The organism is Allofournierella sp. CML151 (assembly GCF_027853465.1).
Taxonomy (GTDB): domain Bacteria; phylum Bacillota; class Clostridia; order Oscillospirales; family Ruminococcaceae; genus Allofournierella.
The window spans coordinates 24,026-46,820 of record NZ_JAPNNW010000008.1 but is presented as its reverse complement, the minus strand read 5'-3'; the positions used below and the strand labels follow the sequence as shown (position 1 = coordinate 46,820).

The following is a 22,795-nucleotide window of genomic DNA, read 5'->3' as shown; positions in this document are numbered from 1 at the left end:
CAAATCCGTGGATTTCCACCACGGATTTGTATGCTGTGCGAATTTTTTTATGGATTTGCACGAAGAACAAGGGATTCCGCGTGCATTTTGCTTACTTGCCGGCCTGCTGATGTTTCTTGATGCGGCTGATCAGGAAGGTGGACACGAACACGCCGATCACGGCCCAGCCGATCATCACGCCGAACACGATGCGGTAGCCCGCCATGCCGGGGAAGCGGTCCAGGAAGTTGCCGTACATCAGGTAGGCGAAGGAGTTGGGCAGGTAGATCACCAGGGAAGCCAGGCTCATGGCCGCGCCGGTGATTTCGGCGGGAACCTTTACCTCGTCCATGGGGGCGAAGAACACGGCACGCATGGTGAACACGATGGCGCCGAAGCCCAGGGTGCAGGCAGCACCGATGATCCAGTTGCCGGAAGCGCCCAGCGCCTCGTGGGGGATCATCAGGAACAGAGCCATGGCCACGATGCAGACGATGAAGCCCATGCGGATGTGCTTGGCGCTGGACTTGTGCACCTTATCGGACATGAAGCCGCCGATGGGGCCGCCCACCATTTTCAGGCCGTACTGGTTGATGATGCCGTAGGCACCCACCGCGGTGGCGGGCAGCAGGTAGATGTTGTTCAGGAAGGGGATGAAGTAGGTCAGGCCGCAGTAGATGCAGTAGACCACGAAGCCGTTCAGAGCAACGGCCCAGATGTCCACGCTCTTGAGGGCCTGCACCATGCCGCCGAAGGCAGCGGTGGCCTTGTTCAGCTCCTTGCCGTCGGCGCCCACGCGCTTCTCGTCGTTGGGAACGAAGATCAGGCACAGGATGCCCGCCGCGATGGTGGCGCAGGACAGGAAAATCAGACCGGCGCGCAGGGCACCCGCGCCCTCGCCCATGGCTCCGAAGATGGCCAGCGCGGTGCCCGCGATGATCACGTCCACGATGCCGCGGCCCATTTCCAAAAAGCCGAACATACGGCCCTGGGTCTTCTCGTCGCCCAAAAGGCGGATGGCCTTGAGCAGAACGGGCCAGTAAGTAACCTCAGCCAGGATGGCGATCACGCCGAAGGCTGCCAGGAAACCCCAGTAGGGAGGGAAGGTGGCCAGGTAGAAGCCCACCAGACCGATGCCGATCAGGCTTCCGCCGATCATGTACTTCTTGCTGAACATGTCGCAGATGTAGATACCGGCGATCAGGCCGATGGTCTGCACGATTCCGTAGGCGCTCATGGCGCCGCCGATCTGGGTATTGGTCAGGCCCATGAACTCCTGCATGGGAACGTAGAACATATCCTTCATGCTGCCCAGCTTGAAGGCGATGCCGCCGGACAGGGTGAGGATGCAGAAGGTGAACCAGCGGTTCGGAGCCGCCTTCATCATGGCGGCCTTGGTCTTGTTGCTCACGGTAAATTCCTCCTCAAAACACTCTCATTGCACATTTTCGTTTTCGCGGCAAACGCCCTTGCCGCGGAATACCGTTTCTGCTTGCGGGGGCACCGCCCTTGCGGCCGCCCCTCTTGGGAACAATCACAGTATACTTGCGGTTTTCTTTGATTTCAAGCCCTTTTCCCCATTTTTAGCAATTAAACAAAGAGAATCTTCATTTTTTGTTCATTTTATCTGTTTAATTTTTGGGTTTGGCCCGGTATACTTATTGTAAAGCCAAGTAATTCGCAATTTCTCCCCAACCGTTTCCCCCGGTCCGACCGGGGCGGCGGGGGACGAAAATTGGGATTTATCTGTGAAACAGTGTTCAAACCCGGCTGCTTTTGCTATAATTTGATGCAGAAACAGCGGGCGGTTTGCCCCGACAAGCGCACACGAAAGGGCGGAAAACAAATGCTTGCGAAAAAACGGTATTCCATTATATTAGAAATGCTGGACAGGGACGGTACGGTGCACACCGCCGAACTGGTGGAGGCGCTGGGCGTTTCCTCCGAGACGGTGCGCAAGGACCTGGAGGAGCTGGACCGGCAGGGCAAGCTGCGGCGCATCCACGGCGGCGCGGTGCCCCTGCAGCAGCCGGAGGCCCCCGCGCCCATGGTGGGCTACGTGGCGCTTTCCACCCGGAACAGCCTGCACATGGAGGAAAAGCAGCGCATTGCCCGCCGGGCCGCCGCCATGGTGGAGGAGGGCCAGGTGGTTGCGCTGGACTACGGCAGCACCAGCCAGGTGCTGGCCCAGGCGCTGGCCGCCCGGTTCCAGCGGCTGACCGTGGTGACCAACTCCATCCAGAACGCGCTGATTTTAGCGGACAAGCCCGGCTTCACGGTGATCCTGACCGGGGGCATCCTCTCGCGGGACGAACGCACCCTGGTGAACGACTTCCCCACCGGCATCCTGGACCATGTGCATGTGGACATTTTGTTTTTGACCGTGACCGGCATCGACCCGGTGGCGGGCCTGACCGACCAGCGGCTGGGCGAGATTTCCATGCAGAACCAGATGCGCAACGCCGCCAGCCGGGTGATCGTGGTGGCGGATTCCAGCAAGTTCGGCCGGGCAAGCCTGGTGCGCATCTGCCCCATCAGCGCGGTGGAGGCCATCGTCACCGACGGCGGGGTGGACCCGGAGCAGGCCGCCGCGGTGGAGGCCTGCGGCGCACGGCTGATTCTGGTGTGAACGGCCATACTACTTCAAATTAAGAACAAACCCATCGGGAGGAACAAAGCAATATGATGAATGTATTCGATATCGTGGGCCCGGTGATGATCGGCCCTTCCAGCAGCCACACCGCAGGCGCGGTGCGCATCGGCCGGGTGGCCCGGGCCCTGCTGGGCTGTGAGCCGGTGAGCGCCCAGATTCTTTTGCACGGCAGCTTCGCCAAGACCTACAAGGGCCACGGCACCGACAAGGCCCTCATCGCGGGCATCATGGGCATGGCCACCGACGACGAGCGCATCCGCTTTTCGCCGCGCCTTGCCGAAGAGGCGGGCCTTTCGGTGAGCATTCTGCCCACCGAGATCGACGGCGCGCACCCCAACACCGCCCTCATCACCCTCACCGACGCCACCGGCCGCACCGTGAGCGTGCAGGGGGCCAGCGTGGGCGGCGGCAACATCCTGGTCACCAAGGTGAACGGCATGGAGGTATACATCTCCGGCCAGTACAACACCCTGATCGTGCTCCATCAGGACACCCCGGGCATCATCGCGGCGGTGACCGAGCTGCTGGCGGAGAGCCAGGTGAACATCTGCAACTTCCGCCTTTCCCGCCAGAAAAAGGGCGGCGTGGCGGTGATGACCATCGAGATGGACGGCGGGCTGGACCCGGCGCTGAACGGGCGCATCGAGGCGCTGCCCCACATCTTAAGTTCCACCATGCTGCTGGCCAACTGACACAGGGCGCGGGAAAGAGAGGTACCTTATGAGCATTGAACTGAAATACGATTCCGTGGCGGCCCTGGTGGCCGCAGCCGAAAAGGCGGGCGAGCCCATTTCGGCTCTGGTGCTGCGCCAGCAGGCCGCCCAGCTGGAAAAGACCGAGCAGGAGGTCTACGACCAGATGGCCGAGACCTATAAAGTAATGGCCGCCTGCATCGAGCCGGGCTGCGCCGAGGACCTGCGCAGCACCAGCGGCCTCACCGGCGGCAGCGCCTTCAAGATGCGCAAGGCGGTGGAAAGCGGCAAGACCCTCACCGGCGGCGTGCTGGGCAGGGCGCTGTACCGGGCGCTGGCGGTGAGCGAGCTGAACGCGGCCATGGGCCGTGTGGTGGCCGCGCCCACCGCGGGCAGCTGCGGCATCCTGCCCGCTGCCCTTTTGACCATGCAGAACGACCTGGGCTGCTCCGAGCACGACTGCGTGATGGCCCTGTTCACCGCCAGCGCGGTGGGCATGGTGATCGCCACCAACGCCTGCGTGGCGGGTGCCCAGGGCGGCTGCCAGGCCGAGTGCGGCAGCGCGGCGGCCATGGCGGCGGCGGCCATTGTGGAGCTGGCGGGCGGCACCCCGGCCCAGGCCAGCGACGCGGTTGCCATTGCCCTGAAAAACATTCTGGGCCTTGTGTGCGACCCGGTGGCGGGCCTGGTGGAGATCCCCTGCATCAAGCGCAACGCCTCCGGCGTGGCCGGGGCCTTTGTGGCGGCGGAGCTGGCACTGGCGGGCATCGGCAGCGCCATCCCGGCGGACGAGACCATCCTGGCCATGAAGAAGGTGGGCGACGCCATGAGCAGCAGCCTGAAGGAGACCGCCGAGGGCGGCCTTGCGGCCACGCCCACCGGCCAGAAGCTGTATGAGCAGGTGTTCGGCACCGCCCCGGCGGCGGGCGGCGGCTGCGCGTCCTGCGGGGCCTGCGGCGGCCGGTAAGCGCTTCGGCACATTCAAAACAGAGACCAAAACAGCCAGAGCGGGCATCCGGGGGCGGGCAGCCCTTCCCGCTCTGGTTTTCTGTTTCCATTTTTTCTGTGAGGACAAATCAAAAACGTGAGGTGATCGCTGTGGAGCAGTCCAACGTGCTGGCCGTACAAAAGCGGCGGGTGCTGGCGGTGTGCGTGGCCGCCTACACGGTGTCTTACCTGCTGCGCACCAATCTTTCGCTGGCGCTGGAGGACCTGATGGAGGTGCTTTCCATCGGGCGGGGTCAGGCTGGCCTTGTGAGTACCCTGTATTTCTGGACCTACGCCTCCGGCCAGCTGCTGGGCGGCTGGCTGAGCGTGAAGTGGGACCCCAAGCGGGTGGTGGCGCTGGGCCTTGCGGCCAGCGGGCTGTGCAACCTGGCCATCGGCTTCTGTTCCGGCTACTGGGCGCTGGCCTCGCTGTGGACGCTGAACGGCCTGGCGCTGGCCTTGTTCTGGCCGCCCATTCTGCAGATCACCACCAACTGGTTCGAGCCGGAGGAATACTTAAAGGTCTCGATTCTCCTGAGCCTGCCCACCACGCTGGGCTATCTGGTGGCCTGGAGCGGCCTGGGCGCGGTGCTGCGGGTGGCGGGCTGGCGCTGGGTGTTCTTCTGCCCGGCCATCGTGGCCTTCTGCTTTTTCTGGGTCTGGCTGCGGGGGGTGAAATCCAGCCCTCGGGCGGCGGGGCTTTGCTACCGGCCCGCCTTGCTGGCCGCCCCCGCCAAAAAGGACGAGCCGAGCGAGCCCCGGCAGCGGGGCAGCCTTATGCGCGCCATGCTCACCCTGCCCATGCTCAGCTTCGCCTTTGTGATTCTGGCCCAGGGCTCCACCAAGGAGAGCATCAACCTGTGGGCTCCCACCCTGCTGCAGCAGCTGGCCGGGCCGGGTCAGGAGGGTCTGGTGGGGCTGTTCACCTCGGTGATTCCTTTGTTCAGCACCGCCGGGCTGCTGGCCACCGGCTGGCTGGTGCGGCGGCTGCACGGCGGGCAGGAGGGCGCGCTGCTTGCCCTCACCGGGGCCGGGGCGCTGTGCGGCTGGCTGCTGGTGGCGCTGCAGAACAGCCTGACGGGGCTTGTGGTCTGCCTGGGCCTTTTGCTGGGGCTTGTGTACGGCGTGACCACCATCCTCACCACCCTGCTCCCCCTGCGCTTTGCCCGCACCGGCCAGAGCGCGGCCTTCACCGGCATCTTCAATTTCCTGGCCTATGTGGGCGCGGCGCTGGGCGGCGCGCTCTCCGGCTGGGTGAGCGACCTGTGGGGCTGGCAGCAGGTGTACTTACTCTGGGCGGCGCTGGCCACCGTGTCCGCCCTGGCGCTGTTTATCAGCGAGGCCTGGCAGTATTTCAGCTGGCGGTATTTGGGGCACTAACACACCCTTTTCCGCCGGTTTCTTGAACAATCTTTCGTGCCCGGAGGGGGACTTTCATCCCTTCCGGGCTTTGTTTTTTGCCCGGGCTCGCCCGGACTCGCCCCGCCTCGCCCGGCTTCGATTGGGGGTCCCCCCGGCAAAAATTTCGCAAAAAAGGCAAAAAACCGCCAATTTTTGCCCCAGGCGGGCTTTGTATTCCTACCCGCCATCTGTTAAAATACAGACAACGGCACCACTTTCCGGCCCGGGCCGGAAGCTGGCCGCCGCCCGAATGAATATTCGTTCCAAACTTTTCTGCATAAGGTTTTACAGGCGGTACATCCGCTTGAATAAAGGTGGCCCCGTATTTTTCAAACGAAGGCTGCGGGGGCGCCGCAAACAAAAAAGGCGGTGATCTGATCCCGCCGGAGAGGAGTACACCCATGGAGATCCTGCTTTCGACCACCGCGGCCATCTGGCTGTGGGCCGTTCTGCTGGCGGTGTTCGTGGTGGTGGAGCTTGCCACCGCCAACCTGGTCACCGTCTGGTTTGCCGTGGGCGCGCTGGCGGCGCTGATCGCCAGCCTGTTCACCCATAACCTGCTGTGGCAGGCGCTGGTGTTCCTGCTGGTGAGCCTGGTGGCGCTGATCGCCACCAAGCCCCTGGTCAGCCGGGCCCGTGCCCGCAAGCCTGCCGCCGCCGTGGAGCTGGACCGGAACATCGGCCGCACCGCCCAGGCCCTGGAGGACCTGCGCCCCGGTGTGGTGGGCCGCGTTCGGCTGGACGGCGTGGACTGGAACGCCGTGACCGACAGCCCCATCCGCGCCGGCGAGCGCTGCACCGTGCAGTCCATCGGCGGCACCACCCTGACCGTGGCCCCGGAAAAGACCCCCGCCGCGGCTCAATAACCCCCGCGTACCCCTTATGTAACAGCGATTTCGAATAAGAAACGGAGGTAACGATTATGCCCACAGTATTGATTGTTTTGATTCCCATCCTGGTCATTCTGCTGCTTCTGCTGATCAGCTGCATCAGCATCGTGCCCCAGGCCAACGCCTACGTGGTGGAATGGCTGGGCGTGTACCAGGCCACCTGGGGCGCCGGCTTCCACTTCAAGGTCCCCTTCCTGATGCGCGTCGTCAAGAAGGTGAGCCTGAAGGAGCAGGTGGTGGACTTCAAGCCCCAGCCCGTGATCACCCGGGACAACGTGACCATGCAGATCGACTCGGTGGTCTTCTTCCAGGTGACCGACGCCAAGATGTTCACCTACGGCGTGGAGCGGCCCATGAGCGCCATCGAGAACCTGACCGCCACCACCCTGCGCAACATCATCGGCGACATGGAGCTGGACCACACCCTCACCAGCCGCGACGTGATCAACACCAAGATCACCGCCATCCTGGACCAGGCCACCGACAAGTGGGGCATTAAGGTCAACCGGGTGGAGGTGAAGAACATCATCCCGCCCGCCGAAATCCAGGACGCCATGGAGAAGCAGATGAAGGCCGAGCGCTTAAAGCGCGAAGCCATCCTGATCGCCGAGGGCGAAAAGACCGCCGCCATCACCAAGGCGGAGGGCGAAAAGGAAAGCGCCATCCTGCGGGCAGACGCGGTGCGCGAGCAGCGCATCCGTGAGGCCCAGGGTGAAGCCCAGGCCATCCTGGAGGTGCAGAAGGCTCTGGCCGACTCGCTGCGCCTGCTGAACGAGGCCGCCCCCAACGACAAGGTGCTGGCTTTGAAGGGCCTGGAGGCCCTGGCCAAGGTGGCCGACGGCCGTGCCACCAAGCTCATCATCCCCAGCGACATGCAGAACCTGGCGGGTCTGGTCACCTCCATCAAGGAGATGGCCACCACCGACACCGCCGCCAAGTAAGCAAACTGAATAAACAGGCCAACACAAACAGCGCGGCCCCGAACCGGAAAATGGTTCGGGGCCGCGTTTTTTTTTTGCGCCCTGCCGCCGGGCCGGGAATTTGCAGTTTCGTTACATCTCCTTGCATACACCGTGCCCCGCCGGGGGCTATACTGGGGCCAGAAAATAAGCCGGGAACATTCGCTGCTGCCCGGCGAAAGGAGGCCCTTTTTATGAAACGACTCGTCGCCACCCTCACTGCCTGCCTGCTGCTGGCAGGCTGCGCCGCCGCACCCTCATCCGATGCCGGGGCCGATTCCCCAGCATCCAGCGCCCAGAGCACCGGGGCCAACCCGGATCTGGCCGGACTGGAGCTGCAGGTCCTGCCCGAAATGAGCGCCGTCACCGCCGAGGGCTTTTATACGGTGGACATGGTCCCCCTGCCGGACGGTTCCATCCGCATGCTGTACGGGGATTTCGCCTCCTCCTCCCTGATTCCCCTGTGCGCCGCGCCGGGCTGCGCCCACACCGGGCCGGAGTGCCAGGGCCGGATGTTTGCCTACGGCGGCATCCGCTCCATGGTCATCGGCGAGCAGATTTTACTGGTTCTCCCCGGCGTGTCCGGCTCGGTGGACGAGTACGGCGAAGCCGCCCTGGCCGGAATCATGACCATGGAGCCGGACGGCAGCGGTAAAACCCTGCTCACCCGCTTCGGGGCCGAACAGGAATTACGCGACCCCTATATCACCGACGGCAAGGACCTTTACTGCACCCTGCAGACCGCCGAAGACGGGTGGCCGAAAGAGGACCTGATCCGCATTGATCTTGCCACCGGCGAATGGGAATCCATTTACCAGATGGATGCAGAGCACTCCGAACAGCTGATGGGCGCCTTCGGCTCCTGCGTTCTTTTGTGCAGTCAGACCTCCGTTCAGGGCAAGCTGGCCATGCCCCTGACCCGGCTGGACCTGGCCACCGGGGAAAAGGCCCAGGTACCCTACCCGGACCTGGGCGATACCACCATGGCCGTCCAGGGGCGGAAGATTTACTATTACTCCTTCTCGGAAAATGCCCTCCACGGCCTGGACTGGGTCGCCCTGGAGGACCGGGTGCTGAAGGAAAATCTGTTCGAGGGCGGCCTGGGCGACGGCTCCGCCAGCTTTCTGGACTGCCGGGACGACCACGCCCTTCTCTCCCTGTTCCTGCCGGATTCCGATGAGACGCTCCTGGTCCAGGTGGACCTGGCCACCGGCGAGAGCTCCGATTTTACCCTGACCTACTTCGATATCATGGGCTCCGAGCGCCGGGTGCGCGTCCTGGCCTCTCTCCCGGGAACCGAGCAGTATCTGGTGGAAATGGAGGAGCAGGCCGTGGATTATCACACCGAGCTGTCGGACGGCACCCCCACCGTAATGAAGACCGCCCGCCCCCTCTACGGCGTGATGGACGCGGCGGACTACTGGAGCTCGTCCCCCAACTACCTGACCCTCAACTATTCCGAATGACCCAAGGGAGGAATCCTTCATGAACCGAACAAACCGGCTGCTTGCCGCCCTACTCGCCGCCTGCCTGGCCCTTTCCGGCTGCGCCGCGCCCCAATCCGATGCCGGGGCAGCCAGCGCCCCTACTCAGAGCCAGAGCAGCGCCCCGAGCGCCGAAGCCGCACCGGCCCGGCCTGCCGCCTCCGGCACCCTGCGCATCATCAGCGACCCGGGCGGGCCCGGAAGCAACGCCGCCGCCGATAACGGCTTGTACACCCTGGAAACCGGCGAGGGCGGCGGCTGCACTCTGCTGTTCCTGGACTACGCCTCGAACCAGCAGACCCAGCTGTGCGCCGCGCCCAATTGCGCCCATGACTCGGCGGCCTGCACCGCCTATGTGGACACCTCCGGCGGCATCACTCCCGGCCTTCTGTGCGACGGCGAGCAGCTGTATCTGGTGTTCGGTTCCTCCGCCGACGGCAGCGAGCCCGCCCGGGTGGAGGTGATGGAGCCGGACGGCTCCGGCCGCCGGGTGCTGGCCCGCTTTTCCTCCGGGCAGGAGCCCGACCCCGACCTCTACGCCGCCGACGGCAGCTTTCTTTACTTGATGCTGTCCGAGACCGGCGCGGACGGCCGGTTCAAGCGCAGCCTCTGCGCGCTGGACAAGGCAAGCGGCCAGCTCTCCCCCCTGATGGACGCCCCCGAGGACACCGGCTTCTGGCTGGTGGGCGCCTACGACCGGTCGCTGCTGGTCAAGACCATCGACAGCCGCAACATCCACCACCTGAGCCGGCTGGACGCGGACGCCCCCGCCCAGCTGGAGGAGCTGGCCAGCTGGCGGCTGTCCCGGCAATACGGGGTGGTGGACGGGGACTGCCTGTATCTCTACGATTACGACACCAAGTGCTTCACCCGCCAGAGCTTTTCCGACGGCCAGACCCGGGAGCTGCCCAACCCGGAGGGCCTGCCCTTTGAAAGCCTTTACAGCGTGCGCACCATCGGCGGCAAGGCCTTCCTCACCGCCGATCTGGCCGAGGGCGGCGTGGCCCGCAGCTCCAACTTCTGCCTGGATTTTACATCCGGCCAGATTCGGGAGCTGAATCTTTTGGACAACATGGGCCGCCCGTTGACCGTGTGCGGAACCAGCGGCGACCGGGTGTATGTGATTGACCAGTACGTCACCCGGCAGGTGCAGGAATCCTTCGGCGGCATGGTCAGCACGGTGGAGCGGGTCACGCCCCACTACGCCTGGCTTTCCACGGCGGATTTCTGGGCCGGCAGCGCCAATTACAACGCCTGCCAGCCCGCCGCCTGACCCCCCTGTACCAAACGCAGCCTCGGAGCCCTTCACGCATCCGGGGCCGCGTGTTTTTGCATTTGATTCATCTGAAGAGGAGTTGACCCGCCATGCAAAAAAACGCCCTGTTCGCCCTTGCCCTGGCCGCCTGCCTGGCCCTTTCCGGCTGCGCCGAGCCCGATGCCGGGGCCGCTTCCCGAACAGTCAGCGCCCCCGCCCAAAGCAGCGTCCAAAACAGCGCCCAAAGCACCCAGAGCGCCGACACCGCCCCCGCCGGTCCGCTGCGCCTGCTGCAGGGCTTCGGGGGTGTTCCGCTGGGCGGCTTCGGGCCGGACGGTCTTTACTTCGTCACCCCCTGGGCCCGGGCCGACGGCAGCTTCAACCTCTGGTACGCGGACTACGCCAGCCGCCAGATTCTGCCTCTGTGCGCCGCGCCGAGCTGCCCCCACGATTCCGACAGCTGCACCAGCTACATCCCCCTTTCCCCCGGCGGTGCGCTGCCGGAGGTGGTGGGCGAAACACTGGTGCTCTTCTTCCCGGGCCAGCCCGGCGGCGGGTCGGATGCCTCGGCCCTGCCCCGGCTGGAGGTGATGGGCCTGGACGGCAGCGACCGCCGCGAGGCCCTGCGCTTTGCCGCCAATCAGACGGTGGAGCGCCCCATGGCCACCGATGGCAGCGTCATCTACGCCCGGCTCAACACCTACCTGGAGAAAACCACCGAGGCCGAGCTGGTATGCATCGACCCGGTGAAGGGCACCTGCCGGACGGTCTGCCCCCTGAGCGCCGAACAAAACGAGTGGGTGTGGGGCTGCGTGGGCTCCTCCCTCATCCTCTACCGCACCGGGGAGGCCGGGGGCTACGAGCTGGTGCGGCTGGACCTTGCCACCCTGGAGCGGGAAACGGTGTACCAGTGGGCGGAGGATCAGCCCTACCCGTCCCTCTTCGGCTCCACCCTGGTGTATGAAAACCAGCAGGACCGTCGGTTTCATCTGCTGGACCTTGCCACCGGGCAGGACACCGCCCTTTCCGGCTACACCCTGCCCGAGCCGGGCGGCAGCACCCAGGCCACCGTGTACGACTGCGACGCGGGCCACCTGCTGTTTGAGGAGCGGGTCTTCGCCCCCGGCACCGGCACCCTGGAACAGGAACGCTTTTACACCCTCAGCGCCGACGGCAGCGCACCAAAGGAATGGGCGCTGACCTATTCCTATCTGGGCGAGACCACCGCCGCCAGCCGGGTGACCGACCTGGACCAGGACCACTATCTCATCATCCTCTCGCAGCAGGACGTCTCGCTGCCCCAGACCGGCGCGGACGGCACCACCTATTACGTTCCGGGCACAAAGCCCCAGTACGCGGCCATCTCCAAGGCGGATTACTGGGCCGGTACCCCCAACGCCGAGCCCTTCGGCGACTGGGGCCTGTGAGTCGGGGGAACGCCCGCGCTTCCTGCCATTTTCTTGTGTCACACCGTCCAAAGGAGGACCCTTGTATGAAATCACCCAAGCCACTGTTCGCCCTTGCCCTGGCCGCCTGCCTGGCCCTTTCCGGCTGCGCCGCGCCCTCGTCCGAAGCCGCGCCCGGCCAACCGGCAGCCGCCTGGCCGGGCAGCGACACCCCCATCACCCACGTGGCCTATGTGGACAGCTTCAGCGAATACGCCGTCTCGTCCGACGGCCTGTATACGGTGAGCCAGGTCCGGCTGGGCGGCCAGAACCTGTTTTATGTGGACGCCAGCTCCCGGCAGGAGACCTACCTCTGCGCCGTGCCAAACTGCACCCACGATTCCGAGGCCTGCACCTCCTGGCTGCCCCTGGACGGCGGCTACGGCTCCGGGCTCTTTTTCGCGAACGGCCACCTCTATGCGGTCCAGAATTCCACCACCCAGTCCCACGGGCCGCGAATTTTGCAGCTGGACCCGGACGGGGCCAACCGCAAAACCGTGCTGGAGCTGCAGGACGGCGAGCGCTTTTTGGGTTCCATATTCGGCTACGGCTCCTCCTTTCTGATGGAGGTCACCGGCGTGGACGAGAACGGCGGCTCCCGCAGCCGCCTGGAGCGCATCGACCCGGCCACCGGCGCGCGGGAGGTGGTGCTGGAATACCCTGAGCAGGAGCGTCAGGTGTTCCAGCTGATGGGCGCGGCGGGTACCCGCCTTGTGTATCTGTGCACCAATTACGAGCAGCGCCAGTATTTCACCGTGGACCTTTCCTCCCCCGGCGCCTCGCTGGAGCACTGGCAGGACAATCTGCTGGGCCCTGCGCATGATAACGTTACCACCTACTGCACCATACAGGGGGACTATTTCTGCACCTATGACGCCAATACCAACCGTCTGGGCTACCAGAACCTTCTCACCGGCGAGACCCGGGAGTTCGACGCCCCCGCTTTGGCTGAGGGCGAACGGCTGTTTGGTCTGGTCCATTTCTTCGACGACCAGTTTGCGCTGACGCTGGACGACGCGCAGAACAATGTGGCCTGGGCGCTGCTGGACACGGAAAGCGGCCAGCTCACCGGTATGCGCTATCTGCCCACCCAGGAGAACGCCCACATGATCGTGGCCGACCTGGGCGATCAGCTCATCTGCCGGGTGCGGGACGGCGAACTGCCCTTAAAGGGCCAGGAACAGGAAAACCTGGTGGGCGAGCTGGGGTATTACAGCGTTTACACCGTTCTGACCAAGGAGGAGTTTTTGCAGGGCGCAGACGGCGAGGAGATTCCCTTCCCCGGCGCATGACCGGGCCGGGAATTTGCAGTTTCGTTACATCTCCTTGCATACACCGTGCCCGGCGAAGGACTATACTGGGGCCAGAAACCAGCCGGGGGAATACCGCCCCCCGCACAGCGAACGGAGGCCCTTTTTATGAAACGATCCAACCGCCTGCTTGCCATCCTCACCGCCTGCCTTCTGCTGGCCGGCTGCGGCGCGGCCCCGGCCCCTTCCGGGGGTTCCGGCGCCGCCGGCGCCGAAAGCGAAACCGCTCAGGTCACCCTGCCCACCGCTTCCGGCGGGCTCGAGGCCCTCGGCCGGGACACCGCTTTCGGCAGCGGCAATTCCAGCGGCTACTATTACCTGTCCACACTGGACGGCGGCGCGTTCCTGCTGCGGTACATCGACTACGCCACCGGCCAGGACCTGCCCCTGTGCAGCCAGCCCAACTGCTCCCACAGCGGCGAAACCTGCCCCGCCTGGTTCGCATACAGCGGCACCAGCGCCAACGTTTACGCCACCGACCAGCAGGTGTTCGTCACCTTCAACGGCTCGCCCTGGGATTCCGACGCCTTCGCGGAATACGGCGAAGCCGCCCTGCCCCGGGTGCTGACCCTTGCGCCGGACGGCTCCGGCCGCCGGGAGCTGGCCCGCTTCGGCGCATCCGATGCGTTCACCTCTCTGCCCGCCGCCGGGGATGGGACCTTTTACACCATTGTGACCGACTACGGCGAGGGCGAGGGCAGCGGCGAAAAGCGCATCGCGGCCATCGACCTGGCCACCGGCAAGGTGACCACCGACAATTCGGTGCAGCGGCGGGAAATGCGCATCGTGGGCGCGGCCGGGCGGGAGCTGGTGCTGCAATCCATGGTGTCGGACACCCTGAGTGCCTACGCCGCCTACAACGTGGACAGCGGCGAGCTGCGGGATCTGTACAACGGCTCTGAACCGGTGAGCGCCGCCTGCCGGGACGGCGCGCTGATTCTGCTGGAGACCAAGACCGGCACGCTGCGCCGCATCCAGATCGCCACCGGCCAGGAGACCACCCTCTCCACCGACCTGTTCAGCGGCCGCTCGCTGGATTTTGTCACCCTTGCCTTTGTGACCGACGCGGGCTATGTGGTGCAGGCCCACCAGGGCCGCACCGCCTACAATTTCCTCATCGACCAGACGGGCAAAACCACCCGGCAGGAGCTTTTTGCCGACAGCACCGGCCCCCGCGACAAGCTGCGCATGCTGGACATCTTTGCCCAGCCGGGCGGCGATTATCTGGTGGCCCCCAGCCGCAGCTACCGCACCGTGAAGGTACCGGGACCGAATGGCATTTCCTACGGGATCGACGAGCCGGTCCACGCCTTCGCCCTGATTTCCCAAGCGGATTTCTGGGCCTCCAAGCCCAATTACCGGCCCGTTACCCGGCTGGAATGACCCGGCCCCATTTTCGAGGTGAATGACCATGTTAACGACCCGAATTTCCGCCCTTTTTCTCTGCGGGGCCCTGGCTGCCTGCTGTCTGACCGGCTGCGGCGGGAAAACCGCCGCCTCGACAGCGGCCCCGTCCGGCTCCGCCGCCGTTGTCAGCGCCGGGGATGGCGTCTACGTGCCCACCGAGGAGGGCGTTTACGAACTGCAGAGCATCTCCCCCGGCTCGGCCAACCTGTTTTACACCGACGCCGCCACCAAAAGCCGCATATTTCTGTGCGCCGACCCGGGCTGCAGCCACGACAGCGACCGCTGCACCAGCTACATTGCCACCCCCGGCGCCAGCTTTCCTCCCCTTCTGCTGCGCGCCGGGGACGGGCTGCTGGTATTTTTCGCCGGAACCGACGAGGAGGCCCCCCGGGCCATGACCATGGATTTCGACGGCTCCAACCGGCGCACCGCCTTCACCCTTTCGGCCAATCAGCAGCCGGCGGGCAGCTTTTTCCTGGCCGGGGACCGGCTGTATTTTGACCTGATGGAGACCGGCGAAAACGGCCAGAACAGCTACCAGCTCTGGTGCGCGGACCTTTCCGCCGGGAAGGCCGAAGCGCTGCTGGACCTGGGCGTGGACGGGGCGTATTACGCCCTTTGCGGCTGCGCGGGGGACGAGCTGTGCTTTCAGCAGGTCACGGAAGAGGGGCTTCGCTACTGCATGTACTCCCTCCGGGACAACAAGCTGGAGCAGCCCTTTTACACCGACAGCAGCGAAAGCGGCAGCTCTCTTGTGGGCGGCGGGTATCTCTTCACCATCGACGAGACCGCCCGCACCGTCACGCGGCTGGACCTTGCGACCGGCGAGCAGCTCACCTGTTCCTTTTCGCTGAAGGAGGGCTACGGCACGCCCTCCCTGCGCTATCTGTTCGACGGCAAGCTGCTGCTCACCGCCGCCAGCACCCAAAGCACCGGCGGCTCCTACGACCTGTGCGCCTATGTGCTGGATTTTCCGGCGGGCAGCTGCACCGAGATGACCCTGCGCACCCCCTTCAACGACCGGCCGGTGATGGTGCTGAGCCAGGTGGGTGAGCTGTGCCTGGTGGCGTCGGACTACCGCATCGACTCCGGCACCGGCCTTCCGGCCAACGTGTACGCCTTCCTTTCCCGACAGAATTATCTGAACTCCAACCCGGACGGCTATCTGCCGGTAAACGACTGCGTCTGACCGGGCGCGGCTCCATTTTCGAGGTGAACGACCATGACCCAGCAAACGAATCCCGCCCCTTTCCTTGCGGTGGAGGGGCTGAAAAAAAGCTACCTGACCCACGGCGGCCTGTTTGGCCGCTCCGTCACCAAAAAGCAGGCTCTGGCCGGGGTGAGCTTTTCCCTCGGCCCGGGCCTGTACGGTCTGCTCGGCCCCAACGGGGCAGGCAAATCCACCCTCATCAACATCATCACCGGCAGCCTGAAGGCGGACAGCGGCACCGTGCAGTGGTGCGGCAAAAGCGCCCGGGCGCTGGACATCAAATTCCGCCGGGTGCTGGGCTACATGCCCCAGCAGCAGGGCCTTTACGACAGCTACACCGGCCGCCGGTTCCTTTCCTACATGTGCGCGCTGAAATCCGTTCCCGTGCTGGAGGTGCCCGATCAGGTGGACCGGGTGGCGGAATGGGTAAACCTTTCCGGCGAGCTGGACAAGCGCCTGGCCGCCTATTCCGGCGGCATGAAGCAGAGGCTGTTGCTGGCCAGCGCCCTGCTTGGCGACCCGAAGCTGCTGATTCTGGACGAGCCCACCGCCGGGCTGGACCCCAAGGAGCGGGTGCGGCTGCGCAGCCTGCTGGCCGAGCTGGCAAAGGACCGGATCATCCTGATCGCCACCCACGTGGTGAGCGACGTGGAGACGGTGGCCACCGAGATTCTGCTGCTCAAAAACGGCAAGTTGGTGGACCAGGCCCCGGTGAGCGAGCTGATCGCCGCCCACGCGCCGGGGCAGAACCTGGAAGCGGTGTATCTTTCGGTCTTCGGCGAGGAGGATGGCAAATGAGGCTGCTGCTTGCCGAACTGCGCAAGGTCTGGGGCCAGCGCATCTTCGCCTTGTGCCTGGCGGTGCTGGCCGCCGCCAACCTGTTTTTGCTCTACACCGGCACCCGCCCCGGAGAAAACAGCGCCCAGCCCGCGGCCTGGCGGGCCGCCGCCCGGGACCTTGCCGGGCTGGACACCGCCGCCCAGCAGGCCTTTCTGAACGAAAAGCTGGATCTTGTGTACGGTGTTTTGCAGATCGACCAGATCCTCTCCTACCAGGCGGTGGGCGGGTATGTGGGGGTGGACGTGCGGCTGGAATACGCCGATCTGTTCGCCCAATACGAGCAGGCCTATCAGGACAAGGACTACCAGCTCTACACCGGCGATCTGCTGGTGGAATACAGCTTTCTGAGCCAGCTCAAGGCCGAGCTGGACACGGTGGCGGGCTATCCCCAGTTTCTGGAGGACGTGCAGGCCAAGGCAAAGCAGCTCTCCGGCATTTCCATCTTCAACACCGGCAAAAGCGGCTACGACCGGGCCAACATCGACAAGACCGCCGCGGTGTATGCGGGCATGGGAAACGTATCCATTCAGTATGCCCCCCAGAAGGGCCTGTTCACCGCGCTGGACTACCAGTTCACCGACCTGATTCTGCTGGCGGCCATGCTGCTGGTGGCAAGCCTTTTGCTGCGCCAGGAGCGGGACAGCGGCATGCTGAACCTGGTGCGCAGTATGCCCGGCGGGCGGCTGCACACCGCGCTGGCAAAGCTGGGCGCGCTGGCGGTGAGCCTTTTGGCGGTGCTTTTGCTGTTATACGGCGTGAACCTCGTCTACTGCGGGCTCACCTTTGGTCTCGGGCCGCTGGGGCGCAGCATCCAGAGCGTGCCCGCCCTGATGCGCTGCACCATGCAGATCACGGTAGGGCAGTATCTGGTGCTGTTTTTGCTGGCCAAGTGGGCCGGGGCCTTTGTGATGGGCCTTTGGGTGATGCTGGCCGCCCTGTGGGCCCGCCGGGCCTTTGCGGGCTGGTGCGCCGCGCTGGCCCTGCCCGCCGCCCAGTGGCTCATCCGGCAGGCCATTCCCGCCACCAGCCGCCTGAACGTGGTGAAATACGCGAATCTCGCAAGCATTCTGCGCACCAACGAGCTTTTGGGCAACTACCGGAACCTTTACTGGTTCGATTCCCCGGTCAGCCTGCCGCTGGTGGAATGGCTGGCGGTGATTTTGTACGGCAGCCTTCTGGCGGGCGGCTTCTGCCTGCTCTTCTGCCGGGGGCAGCTGCTGGCGGCCCCGGCCTTCGCCGGGCTGCGGCGGAAAGCGGCCAAAACCAAAGCCACCACCGTGCTGCGGCAGGAGGCCCGCAAGCTGTTTTTGCTCTGCGGCGCGGCGGTGGTGCTGCTGGCCTTCGCCGGGTACCAAACCTGGCAGACCGTGACCACCGAGAGCTACATCGACGCGGAGGAAATCTATTACGCCTGGTACATGAAACAGCTGGCCGGGCCCTACACCGAGGCCACCCGCCAGAAGCTGCTGGAGCTGAACGAGGAGTTCGAGCCCATCCGCCGGCTGGACGCGGCCCTGGCCGCGGGGGAAATCACTGAGGAGAGCTACCAGGCTCAGATGGGCGCCTACTACGGCTTACAGCAGAAGATGGGCGTGTTCCAGCGCATCCAGTACGGGAACCTGGCCTATCTGAAGGAGCATCCCAGGGCCCAGCTGGTCTACGAGAGCGGCTGGCAGAAGCTGTTCGGCTTCTCCGGCGAGGGCGACTTGCAGGACACCCTGATCGCGGGCCTTGTGAGCTGCATCTGTTTTTCCGGCCTGTTTGCCTTCGAGCATGCGGGCGGCATGAAGCGGGTGGTGATGGCAACGCCGCTGGGCCGCCGGGTCACCCTGCGCCGCAAGCTGGCGGTGGGGGCGCTGGGCGCGGTGCTGGTCTGGCTGTTCACCTGCCTGCCCCGCTTTGTGATCGTGCTGCGGGATTACGGTCTCTGCCGTCCCTTCGCCCCGGCCATGAGCCTGCAGGATTACGCGGCCATCCCCGCCTGGGTGAGCCTTTCCGACCTGCTGGTCTTCGCCGTGCTGGCCCGGCTGGCGGCCTGCCTTTGCATGATGCTGCTGATGATGGCCTTTTCCGAGTGCGTCGGCAACACGCTGGGGGCCATGTTCCTGGGCAGCCTCGCCTTCTGCCTGCCGCCGCTGCTGGCCCTGAGCGGGCTTTCCGGCCTGCGGTGGGTGGGCTTTTATCCCCTGTTCCACATGGCCGAGCTTGCCCGCCGGGCGGATGTCTGGGCCGGGCTTGGCGCGCTGGTCATCGCGCTGGGGGTGGGCTTTTTGTGTATCAACTGGCTGAATGAAAAATGGAAATAGCTCTGAAACAAGGAGCAATTGAACTGAGAGAGGTGACAACAATGGAACATACCCGCGCAAAAGTGATGCTTACTGTTCTTGCCCTTCTGCTTCTTGCTGCTGCAATTTTTGTGATTGCGAACAAGCAAGAACGTAGTGCCGAAGAAAGCTTTCCGGCACCCGGCATGGAAGCATGTGAACTGGGCGAAAACTATTACTATCTGGCGGAAGATTATGTGCTGGATGGCAACGTGATTTATCAGGCCGGATATTACGAAGGCATTTTGATCACAGAGGATTCCGACTACAGGATTTTTATTCCCGTGAACCCCGATACCCTTGAACGTTTGCCCTCGGAGCATTTTTCCGATGGGACAACATTGGAACTTCCCGATGGAAAAATTTATGAGCTGCATGTCACAGACGGAAACTATCATGCGGAAGTGAAAGAAGGTTAATATAACACTTTTTCGTGGTAAGTCTTTCCGGCCCGCCGGGCGCCGCCAAAATGCTGCGGGGGCCTGGAGCTGATTTCAACAAGGAGCGATCCCTATGAACCCTTCCACCTGTTTTACCCGTTTTGCCGCCGTCGCCGCCGCGCTGGCTCTGCTGGCAGGCTGCGGCAAGGTCCCGGCCAGCGCCGCCCCCTCCGGCAGCGGCCAGACCGCCGAGGCCGGTTCGGCCCTTTCCTCCGGCCCGGTGCAGGAGCTGACCGCCCCGCTGCCCTACCAGCTGTTTTCCCAGGGCACGGGCAGCGAGGAGGGCTTTTACTACGTGGAGCCCACCCCGGCCAACAGCCTGGCCGGTCAGCTCCGCTATGTGGACTACGCCAGCGGGCTGGACGTGCCCCTCTCCGCCCAGGTGAACAGCGACCACTCCGACGAGACCGACACCTCCTACCTGGACTCCATCGAAGGGGAGTACCGGCTCTTCCTCTCCGGCGGGCAGCTCTACTTCCTCCGGTCCGACGCGGTGTACCGCATGGAGCCGGACGGCTCCGGCCGCCGCCTGGTGTATCAGTGCGACCGGGGCGACCTGCTCATGTGCGCCGCCGCGGATGCAAGCCAGCTGTATCTGTTCCGGCGCGCCGGGCAGGACATCCAGGTGCTCCGGGTGCCCAAGGAGGGCGGCAGCGCCGCCACCGTGGCCACCCTTTCGGGCGATCAGGACGTGACCCTGGTCGGCTGCTGGGACGGGCTGCTGTATCTGCACCGGATGGGCTACGACCCGGACAAGGCCGACAGCACGGGGGTTCTGGGCGCCACCACCCACACCCTGACCACACTGGACCCGGCCACCGGCCAGCTGACCGAGCTGGCGGACCTGTGCCCGGATGACACGCAGTATGCCGAGCCCTATATGGCGGGCGAGACCCTGCTGCTGTTTTATCCCAACGACGGGCTGCAGCTTGCCATCTGCGACGAAAAGGGCCAGCCCCAGCGCACCCTGCCGCTGACGGCCCAGGGAGAAACCCTTCGCCAGACCGAGCAGCCCTATGTGATCGGCGACACCTTCCTTCTCCCCTGCTGGGACGAGCAGCTCCAACAGGGCTGTCAGCTTCTGGTGGACATCCCCACCGGCGAAGTGAGCCGGTCGGACCTGTGCCTGAGCCGGGACGACGGCAAGGACAAGCTGGGCGCCACCGTGCTGGCGGAAAACGAGACCAGCTACCTTGTGGTGAGCAGCCTGACCACCGAGGAGATCCAGGCGCCCCGGGGCGACGGCACCTCCGCCACCCTCTCCAACCAGCGCTATGGCTACAGCCTGGTGGACAAGTACCAGTTCACCGCCGCCTCCCCCCAGCTCACCCCCATCCAGCGCAGCTGACCCACTCAAAAAGCAAAACAGCGCGGCCCCGAACCGGTTTTTCCAGTTCGGGGCCGCGCTTTTTATTGCTAAGGTTTGCCGGTCAGTGCACGCCGTCCGCCAGGTCGGCGATCTCGCCCAGGTCCGGCAGCCAGACCGTTGACGCGTCCACATAGGGGCCGTCCCATTCCTCCCGCTCCTTCCAGGTGGATGGGATTTCCCCTTCCAGCTGACCCCGGGCACTCTCGGCCCGCAGCAGGCAGAAGTCGGTGAAGGTGTCCACCCCGGTGCAGAAGTCCTGGTAGGAGCAGAAGGCGGTGGGGTCCCGCTGCACATAGGGGGCGATCATCCGGGCGGTGGCGGCGGTCTCGGCCGCAAAGCGCCCGCTCTCAAAATATCCGCTCAGAAATTCGTCGAAATACCGGTGGTAGGCGGCAAAGCATTCGTCCTGCTTCATCACCTGATGGTAGAGCGGGCGGTTTTTCATCACCTCGCCGGATGCGGGGGTGTCGATGGGATAATTCACATACAGCTCTGCGTCGTTGATGGGGTCCGGCATACCCAGCGAGTAGGTGGCGAAGGCCAGGTTATAGTCCCAGGGCAGCATGCTCAGCCGCCCGTCTTCCTCGTAGAGAAAATAGTTGTGGCCGGTGCGGCCCAGGTAGCTGTCCAGATTGACGGTGAACACCTGCACCACAAAGTACCGCAGCACCCGGTCCAGGTCCACCGCCTTTTCCAGTTGCTGCCCGGTGGAAAGCTGCTCCAGCGCTTCGATCAGCCGCTGCTTGTCCGCCGGGGTGGGGTCGAACTTGGCGGTGCGGAAGATGTTGTCGTAGTTTTCCTCCTCCGGGCCGGTGTAGCGCAGGGCCACGTCCGGGTTTTCGTCGGAAAGGCGCTTGTAGTCCGGCTTGTACAGCTGGCCGTGGTCCGGCCCGAAGCTGCGGCGGGCAAAAGCCTCCTCCGGCTCCTCCACCGCCAGGAACAGCCCCCAGTCCTGCCCGTTCACCGTCACCCACACATAGCTGCTCAGGGGCGCGGGCACGCCCATGTAGTCCATCATCCGGTAGGCGGTGTGGTTTTTCAGGTAGCTGTTGTCCTGAAAGGAGCAGTCCAGCGAGAGCTTGTCCAACCCGTGGTAGCTGGCCCCGGTCTGGTAGTGGTCGAATTCCAGCTTCAGGCTGTAGCGGCTAAGGCCATATTCCTCGATCAGCCGCCGGGAGTTGTTGCCCTTGGCCCGCAGGCCCACCTGCTCGAACCGCTCGCCGTCCACCACCACCGTGCAGGGGGAATACTCCTCCTCCGGTGCGTCGGCCAGAAAGGCCTGCCAGTCCTCGATCTGAATGTCGATGGTGTGTACCCGATCCGCGTCGAACAGCCGGGAGGCGTAGGCCGGGTCGCTGTGGGTGGGGCGGATGCCCAGCGCCTCCCCTCGCCAGAGCACCCCCGCCAGCACCAGAGCCAGCGCCATGACGGCAAGGCAGATGCGGTCGATGTGTTTGTGGCGCAGCATGGCTTCACCCCATATAGTCCCCGTTGTAGGATACCAGCACCGCTTCCTCCACGCCCTCCATGGCGGCCAGCTGCTCCACGAAGGAGGCGTCCTCCTGCCGCAGCCGCACCTCGTAGTTCAGCTCGGTGCCCCGGGCGCTCACGGTCTTGCTTTTCAGCGAGTGGGCGGCCACCGCCTCTTCCAGAAAAGCGGCAGCGGCGCGGGCGGCGGCATCTCCGGCGCAGTGCAGCACCAGAATGTAGGGCCGGTCGGCGCTTTTGCGTCCGGCGAACACCACCAGCACCAGCCCGATGAGCAGACTGCCCAGCACCGCCAGCGGCACAAAGCCCGCCGCCAGCACGATGCCCGCCGCGATGCTCCAGAACAGGAAGGCGATGTCCATGGGCTCCTTGATGGCGGTGCGAAACCGCACGATGGACAAGGCGCCCACCATACCCAGCGACAGCACCACGTTGCTGGTGACTGCCAGAATCAGCAGGGTGGTGATGAGGCAGAGGGCCACCAGCGTGACCCCGAAGCTGGCGGCGTACATCACGCCGCAGTAGCTTTTTTTGTAGATGTAAAAGATGAACAACCCCAGCGCCAGAGCCAGCGCCATGGCCAGCAGCATATCCAGCGGGCTGACCGCGGCGGAATTGTCCAGAAAGCTGGAACGGAAGATATCCTGAAACGTCATAAAACC

At 64.6% G+C, this 22,795-nt stretch carries 19 protein-coding genes; 16 read left to right on the top strand and 3 right to left on the bottom strand.

Going from position 1 to position 22,795, the window contains the following annotated elements:
• Window positions 1-91: 91 nt before the first annotated feature.
• Window positions 92-1,390 (bottom strand): MFS transporter, encoded by a 1,299-nt coding sequence (locus PH256_RS07595; RefSeq protein ID WP_270913634.1) that lies wholly within the window; start codon window positions 1,388-1,390, stop codon window positions 92-94.
• 378 nt (window positions 1,391-1,768) lie between these two features.
• Here PH256_RS07595 and PH256_RS07590 point away from each other — a divergent pair, with 378 nt between their 5' ends.
• From PH256_RS07590 to PH256_RS07515, 16 genes are all read left to right on the top strand, one after another.
• Window positions 1,769-2,608, top strand: a complete 840-nt coding sequence (locus tag PH256_RS07590) for a DeoR/GlpR family DNA-binding transcription regulator (protein WP_333766328.1) — start codon at window positions 1,769-1,771, stop codon at window positions 2,606-2,608.
• Between the two features lie 53 nt (window positions 2,609-2,661).
• Complete coding sequence (gene sdaAB, locus PH256_RS07585) at window positions 2,662-3,324, top strand: L-serine ammonia-lyase, iron-sulfur-dependent subunit beta (RefSeq protein ID WP_435890102.1); 663 nt, start codon at window positions 2,662-2,664, stop codon at window positions 3,322-3,324.
• 28 nt (window positions 3,325-3,352) lie between these two features.
• Entirely contained in the window at window positions 3,353-4,291 is a 939-nt protein-coding gene (gene sdaAA, locus PH256_RS07580; RefSeq protein ID WP_270913632.1) for an L-serine ammonia-lyase, iron-sulfur-dependent, subunit alpha, read from the top strand.
• 98 nt (window positions 4,292-4,389) lie between these two features.
• Window positions 4,390-5,691, top strand: a complete 1,302-nt coding sequence (locus PH256_RS07575; protein ID WP_270913631.1) for an MFS transporter — start codon at window positions 4,390-4,392, stop codon at window positions 5,689-5,691.
• 422 nt (window positions 5,692-6,113) lie between these two features.
• Window positions 6,114-6,578 carry an NfeD family protein gene (locus PH256_RS07570; protein WP_270913630.1) on the top strand — a complete coding sequence of 155 codons (465 nt, stop codon included), beginning with the start codon at window positions 6,114-6,116 and terminating at the stop codon, window positions 6,576-6,578.
• A 56-nt stretch (window positions 6,579-6,634) separates the two neighbouring features.
• Window positions 6,635-7,543 (top strand): SPFH domain-containing protein, encoded by a 909-nt coding sequence (locus tag PH256_RS07565; protein WP_270913629.1) that lies wholly within the window; start codon window positions 6,635-6,637, stop codon window positions 7,541-7,543.
• 212 nt (window positions 7,544-7,755) lie between these two features.
• Complete coding sequence (locus PH256_RS07560; protein ID WP_270913628.1) at window positions 7,756-9,027, top strand: hypothetical protein; 1,272 nt, start codon at window positions 7,756-7,758, stop codon at window positions 9,025-9,027.
• A gap of 19 nt (window positions 9,028-9,046) precedes the next feature.
• Window positions 9,047-10,318 (top strand): hypothetical protein, encoded by a 1,272-nt coding sequence (locus tag PH256_RS07555; protein ID WP_270913627.1) that lies wholly within the window; start codon window positions 9,047-9,049, stop codon window positions 10,316-10,318.
• 92 nt (window positions 10,319-10,410) lie between these two features.
• Window positions 10,411-11,727: a hypothetical protein gene (locus tag PH256_RS07550; RefSeq protein WP_270913626.1), complete on the top strand. Its 1,317-nt coding sequence runs from the start codon at window positions 10,411-10,413 to the stop codon at window positions 11,725-11,727.
• A 65-nt stretch (window positions 11,728-11,792) separates the two neighbouring features.
• The gene (locus PH256_RS07545; protein ID WP_270913625.1) at window positions 11,793-13,037 is read left to right on the top strand and encodes a hypothetical protein; all 1,245 of its coding nucleotides are present in this window, start codon (window positions 11,793-11,795) and stop codon (window positions 13,035-13,037) included.
• Window positions 13,038-13,163: 126 nt separating this feature from the next.
• Window positions 13,164-14,438: a hypothetical protein gene (locus PH256_RS07540; protein WP_270913624.1), complete on the top strand. Its 1,275-nt coding sequence runs from the start codon at window positions 13,164-13,166 to the stop codon at window positions 14,436-14,438.
• 28 nt (window positions 14,439-14,466) lie between these two features.
• On the top strand, window positions 14,467-15,651 hold the full coding sequence (locus PH256_RS07535; RefSeq protein WP_270913623.1) for a hypothetical protein: 1,185 nt from the start codon (window positions 14,467-14,469) through the stop codon (window positions 15,649-15,651).
• A gap of 33 nt (window positions 15,652-15,684) precedes the next feature.
• On the top strand, window positions 15,685-16,470 hold the full coding sequence (locus tag PH256_RS07530) for an ATP-binding cassette domain-containing protein (protein WP_270913622.1): 786 nt from the start codon (window positions 15,685-15,687) through the stop codon (window positions 16,468-16,470).
• Window positions 16,467-18,818 carry an ABC transporter permease gene (locus tag PH256_RS07525; protein ID WP_270913621.1) on the top strand — a complete coding sequence of 784 codons (2,352 nt, stop codon included), beginning with the start codon at window positions 16,467-16,469 and terminating at the stop codon, window positions 18,816-18,818. Before PH256_RS07530 ends, PH256_RS07525 begins: the two co-directional genes overlap by 4 nt.
• A 41-nt stretch (window positions 18,819-18,859) precedes the next feature.
• The gene (locus PH256_RS07520; protein ID WP_270913620.1) at window positions 18,860-19,255 is read left to right on the top strand and encodes a hypothetical protein; all 396 of its coding nucleotides are present in this window, start codon (window positions 18,860-18,862) and stop codon (window positions 19,253-19,255) included.
• Between the two features lie 94 nt (window positions 19,256-19,349).
• Window positions 19,350-20,624, top strand: coding sequence for a hypothetical protein (locus tag PH256_RS07515; protein WP_270913619.1), 1,275 nt, complete (start codon window positions 19,350-19,352; stop codon window positions 20,622-20,624).
• Between the two features lie 82 nt (window positions 20,625-20,706).
• On the opposite strand, the gene PH256_RS07510 is transcribed toward PH256_RS07515, so the two are convergent.
• Window positions 20,707-22,113 (bottom strand): CotH kinase family protein, encoded by a 1,407-nt coding sequence (locus tag PH256_RS07510; RefSeq protein ID WP_270913618.1) that lies wholly within the window; start codon window positions 22,111-22,113, stop codon window positions 20,707-20,709.
• A 4-nt stretch (window positions 22,114-22,117) separates the two neighbouring features.
• The gene (locus PH256_RS07505) at window positions 22,118-22,789 is read right to left on the bottom strand and encodes a DUF4956 domain-containing protein (protein ID WP_087183935.1); all 672 of its coding nucleotides are present in this window, start codon (window positions 22,787-22,789) and stop codon (window positions 22,118-22,120) included.
• Window positions 22,790-22,795: the final 6 nt, after the last annotated feature.

Excerpts from the sequence above, each read along its gene's own strand:
- PH256_RS07550 (WP_270913626.1), top strand. The coding sequence starts at position 10,411 with ATGCAAAAAAACGCCCTGTTCGCCCTTGCCCTGGCCGCCTGCCTGGCC.
- PH256_RS07590 (WP_333766328.1), top strand. The coding sequence starts at position 1,769 with ATGCAGAAACAGCGGGCGGTTTGCCCCGACAAGCGCACACGAAAGGGC.
- PH256_RS07515 (WP_270913619.1), top strand. The coding sequence starts at position 19,350 with ATGAACCCTTCCACCTGTTTTACCCGTTTTGCCGCCGTCGCCGCCGCG.
- PH256_RS07545 (WP_270913625.1), top strand. The coding sequence starts at position 11,793 with ATGAAATCACCCAAGCCACTGTTCGCCCTTGCCCTGGCCGCCTGCCTG.
- PH256_RS07540 (WP_270913624.1), top strand. The coding sequence starts at position 13,164 with ATGAAACGATCCAACCGCCTGCTTGCCATCCTCACCGCCTGCCTTCTG.
- PH256_RS07505 (WP_087183935.1), bottom strand. The coding sequence starts at position 22,789 with ATGACGTTTCAGGATATCTTCCGTTCCAGCTTTCTGGACAATTCCGCC.
- PH256_RS07560 (WP_270913628.1), top strand. The coding sequence starts at position 7,756 with ATGAAACGACTCGTCGCCACCCTCACTGCCTGCCTGCTGCTGGCAGGC.
- PH256_RS07565 (WP_270913629.1), top strand. The coding sequence starts at position 6,635 with ATGCCCACAGTATTGATTGTTTTGATTCCCATCCTGGTCATTCTGCTG.
- sdaAA (WP_270913632.1), top strand. The coding sequence starts at position 3,353 with ATGAGCATTGAACTGAAATACGATTCCGTGGCGGCCCTGGTGGCCGCA.
- PH256_RS07555 (WP_270913627.1), top strand. The coding sequence starts at position 9,047 with ATGAACCGAACAAACCGGCTGCTTGCCGCCCTACTCGCCGCCTGCCTG.
- PH256_RS07510 (WP_270913618.1), bottom strand. The coding sequence starts at position 22,113 with ATGCTGCGCCACAAACACATCGACCGCATCTGCCTTGCCGTCATGGCG.
- PH256_RS07520 (WP_270913620.1), top strand. The coding sequence starts at position 18,860 with ATGGAACATACCCGCGCAAAAGTGATGCTTACTGTTCTTGCCCTTCTG.
- sdaAB (WP_435890102.1), top strand. The coding sequence starts at position 2,662 with ATGATGAATGTATTCGATATCGTGGGCCCGGTGATGATCGGCCCTTCC.
- PH256_RS07530 (WP_270913622.1), top strand. The coding sequence starts at position 15,685 with ATGACCCAGCAAACGAATCCCGCCCCTTTCCTTGCGGTGGAGGGGCTG.
- PH256_RS07570 (WP_270913630.1), top strand. The coding sequence starts at position 6,114 with ATGGAGATCCTGCTTTCGACCACCGCGGCCATCTGGCTGTGGGCCGTT.
- PH256_RS07525 (WP_270913621.1), top strand. The coding sequence starts at position 16,467 with ATGAGGCTGCTGCTTGCCGAACTGCGCAAGGTCTGGGGCCAGCGCATC.
- PH256_RS07535 (WP_270913623.1), top strand. The coding sequence starts at position 14,467 with ATGTTAACGACCCGAATTTCCGCCCTTTTTCTCTGCGGGGCCCTGGCT.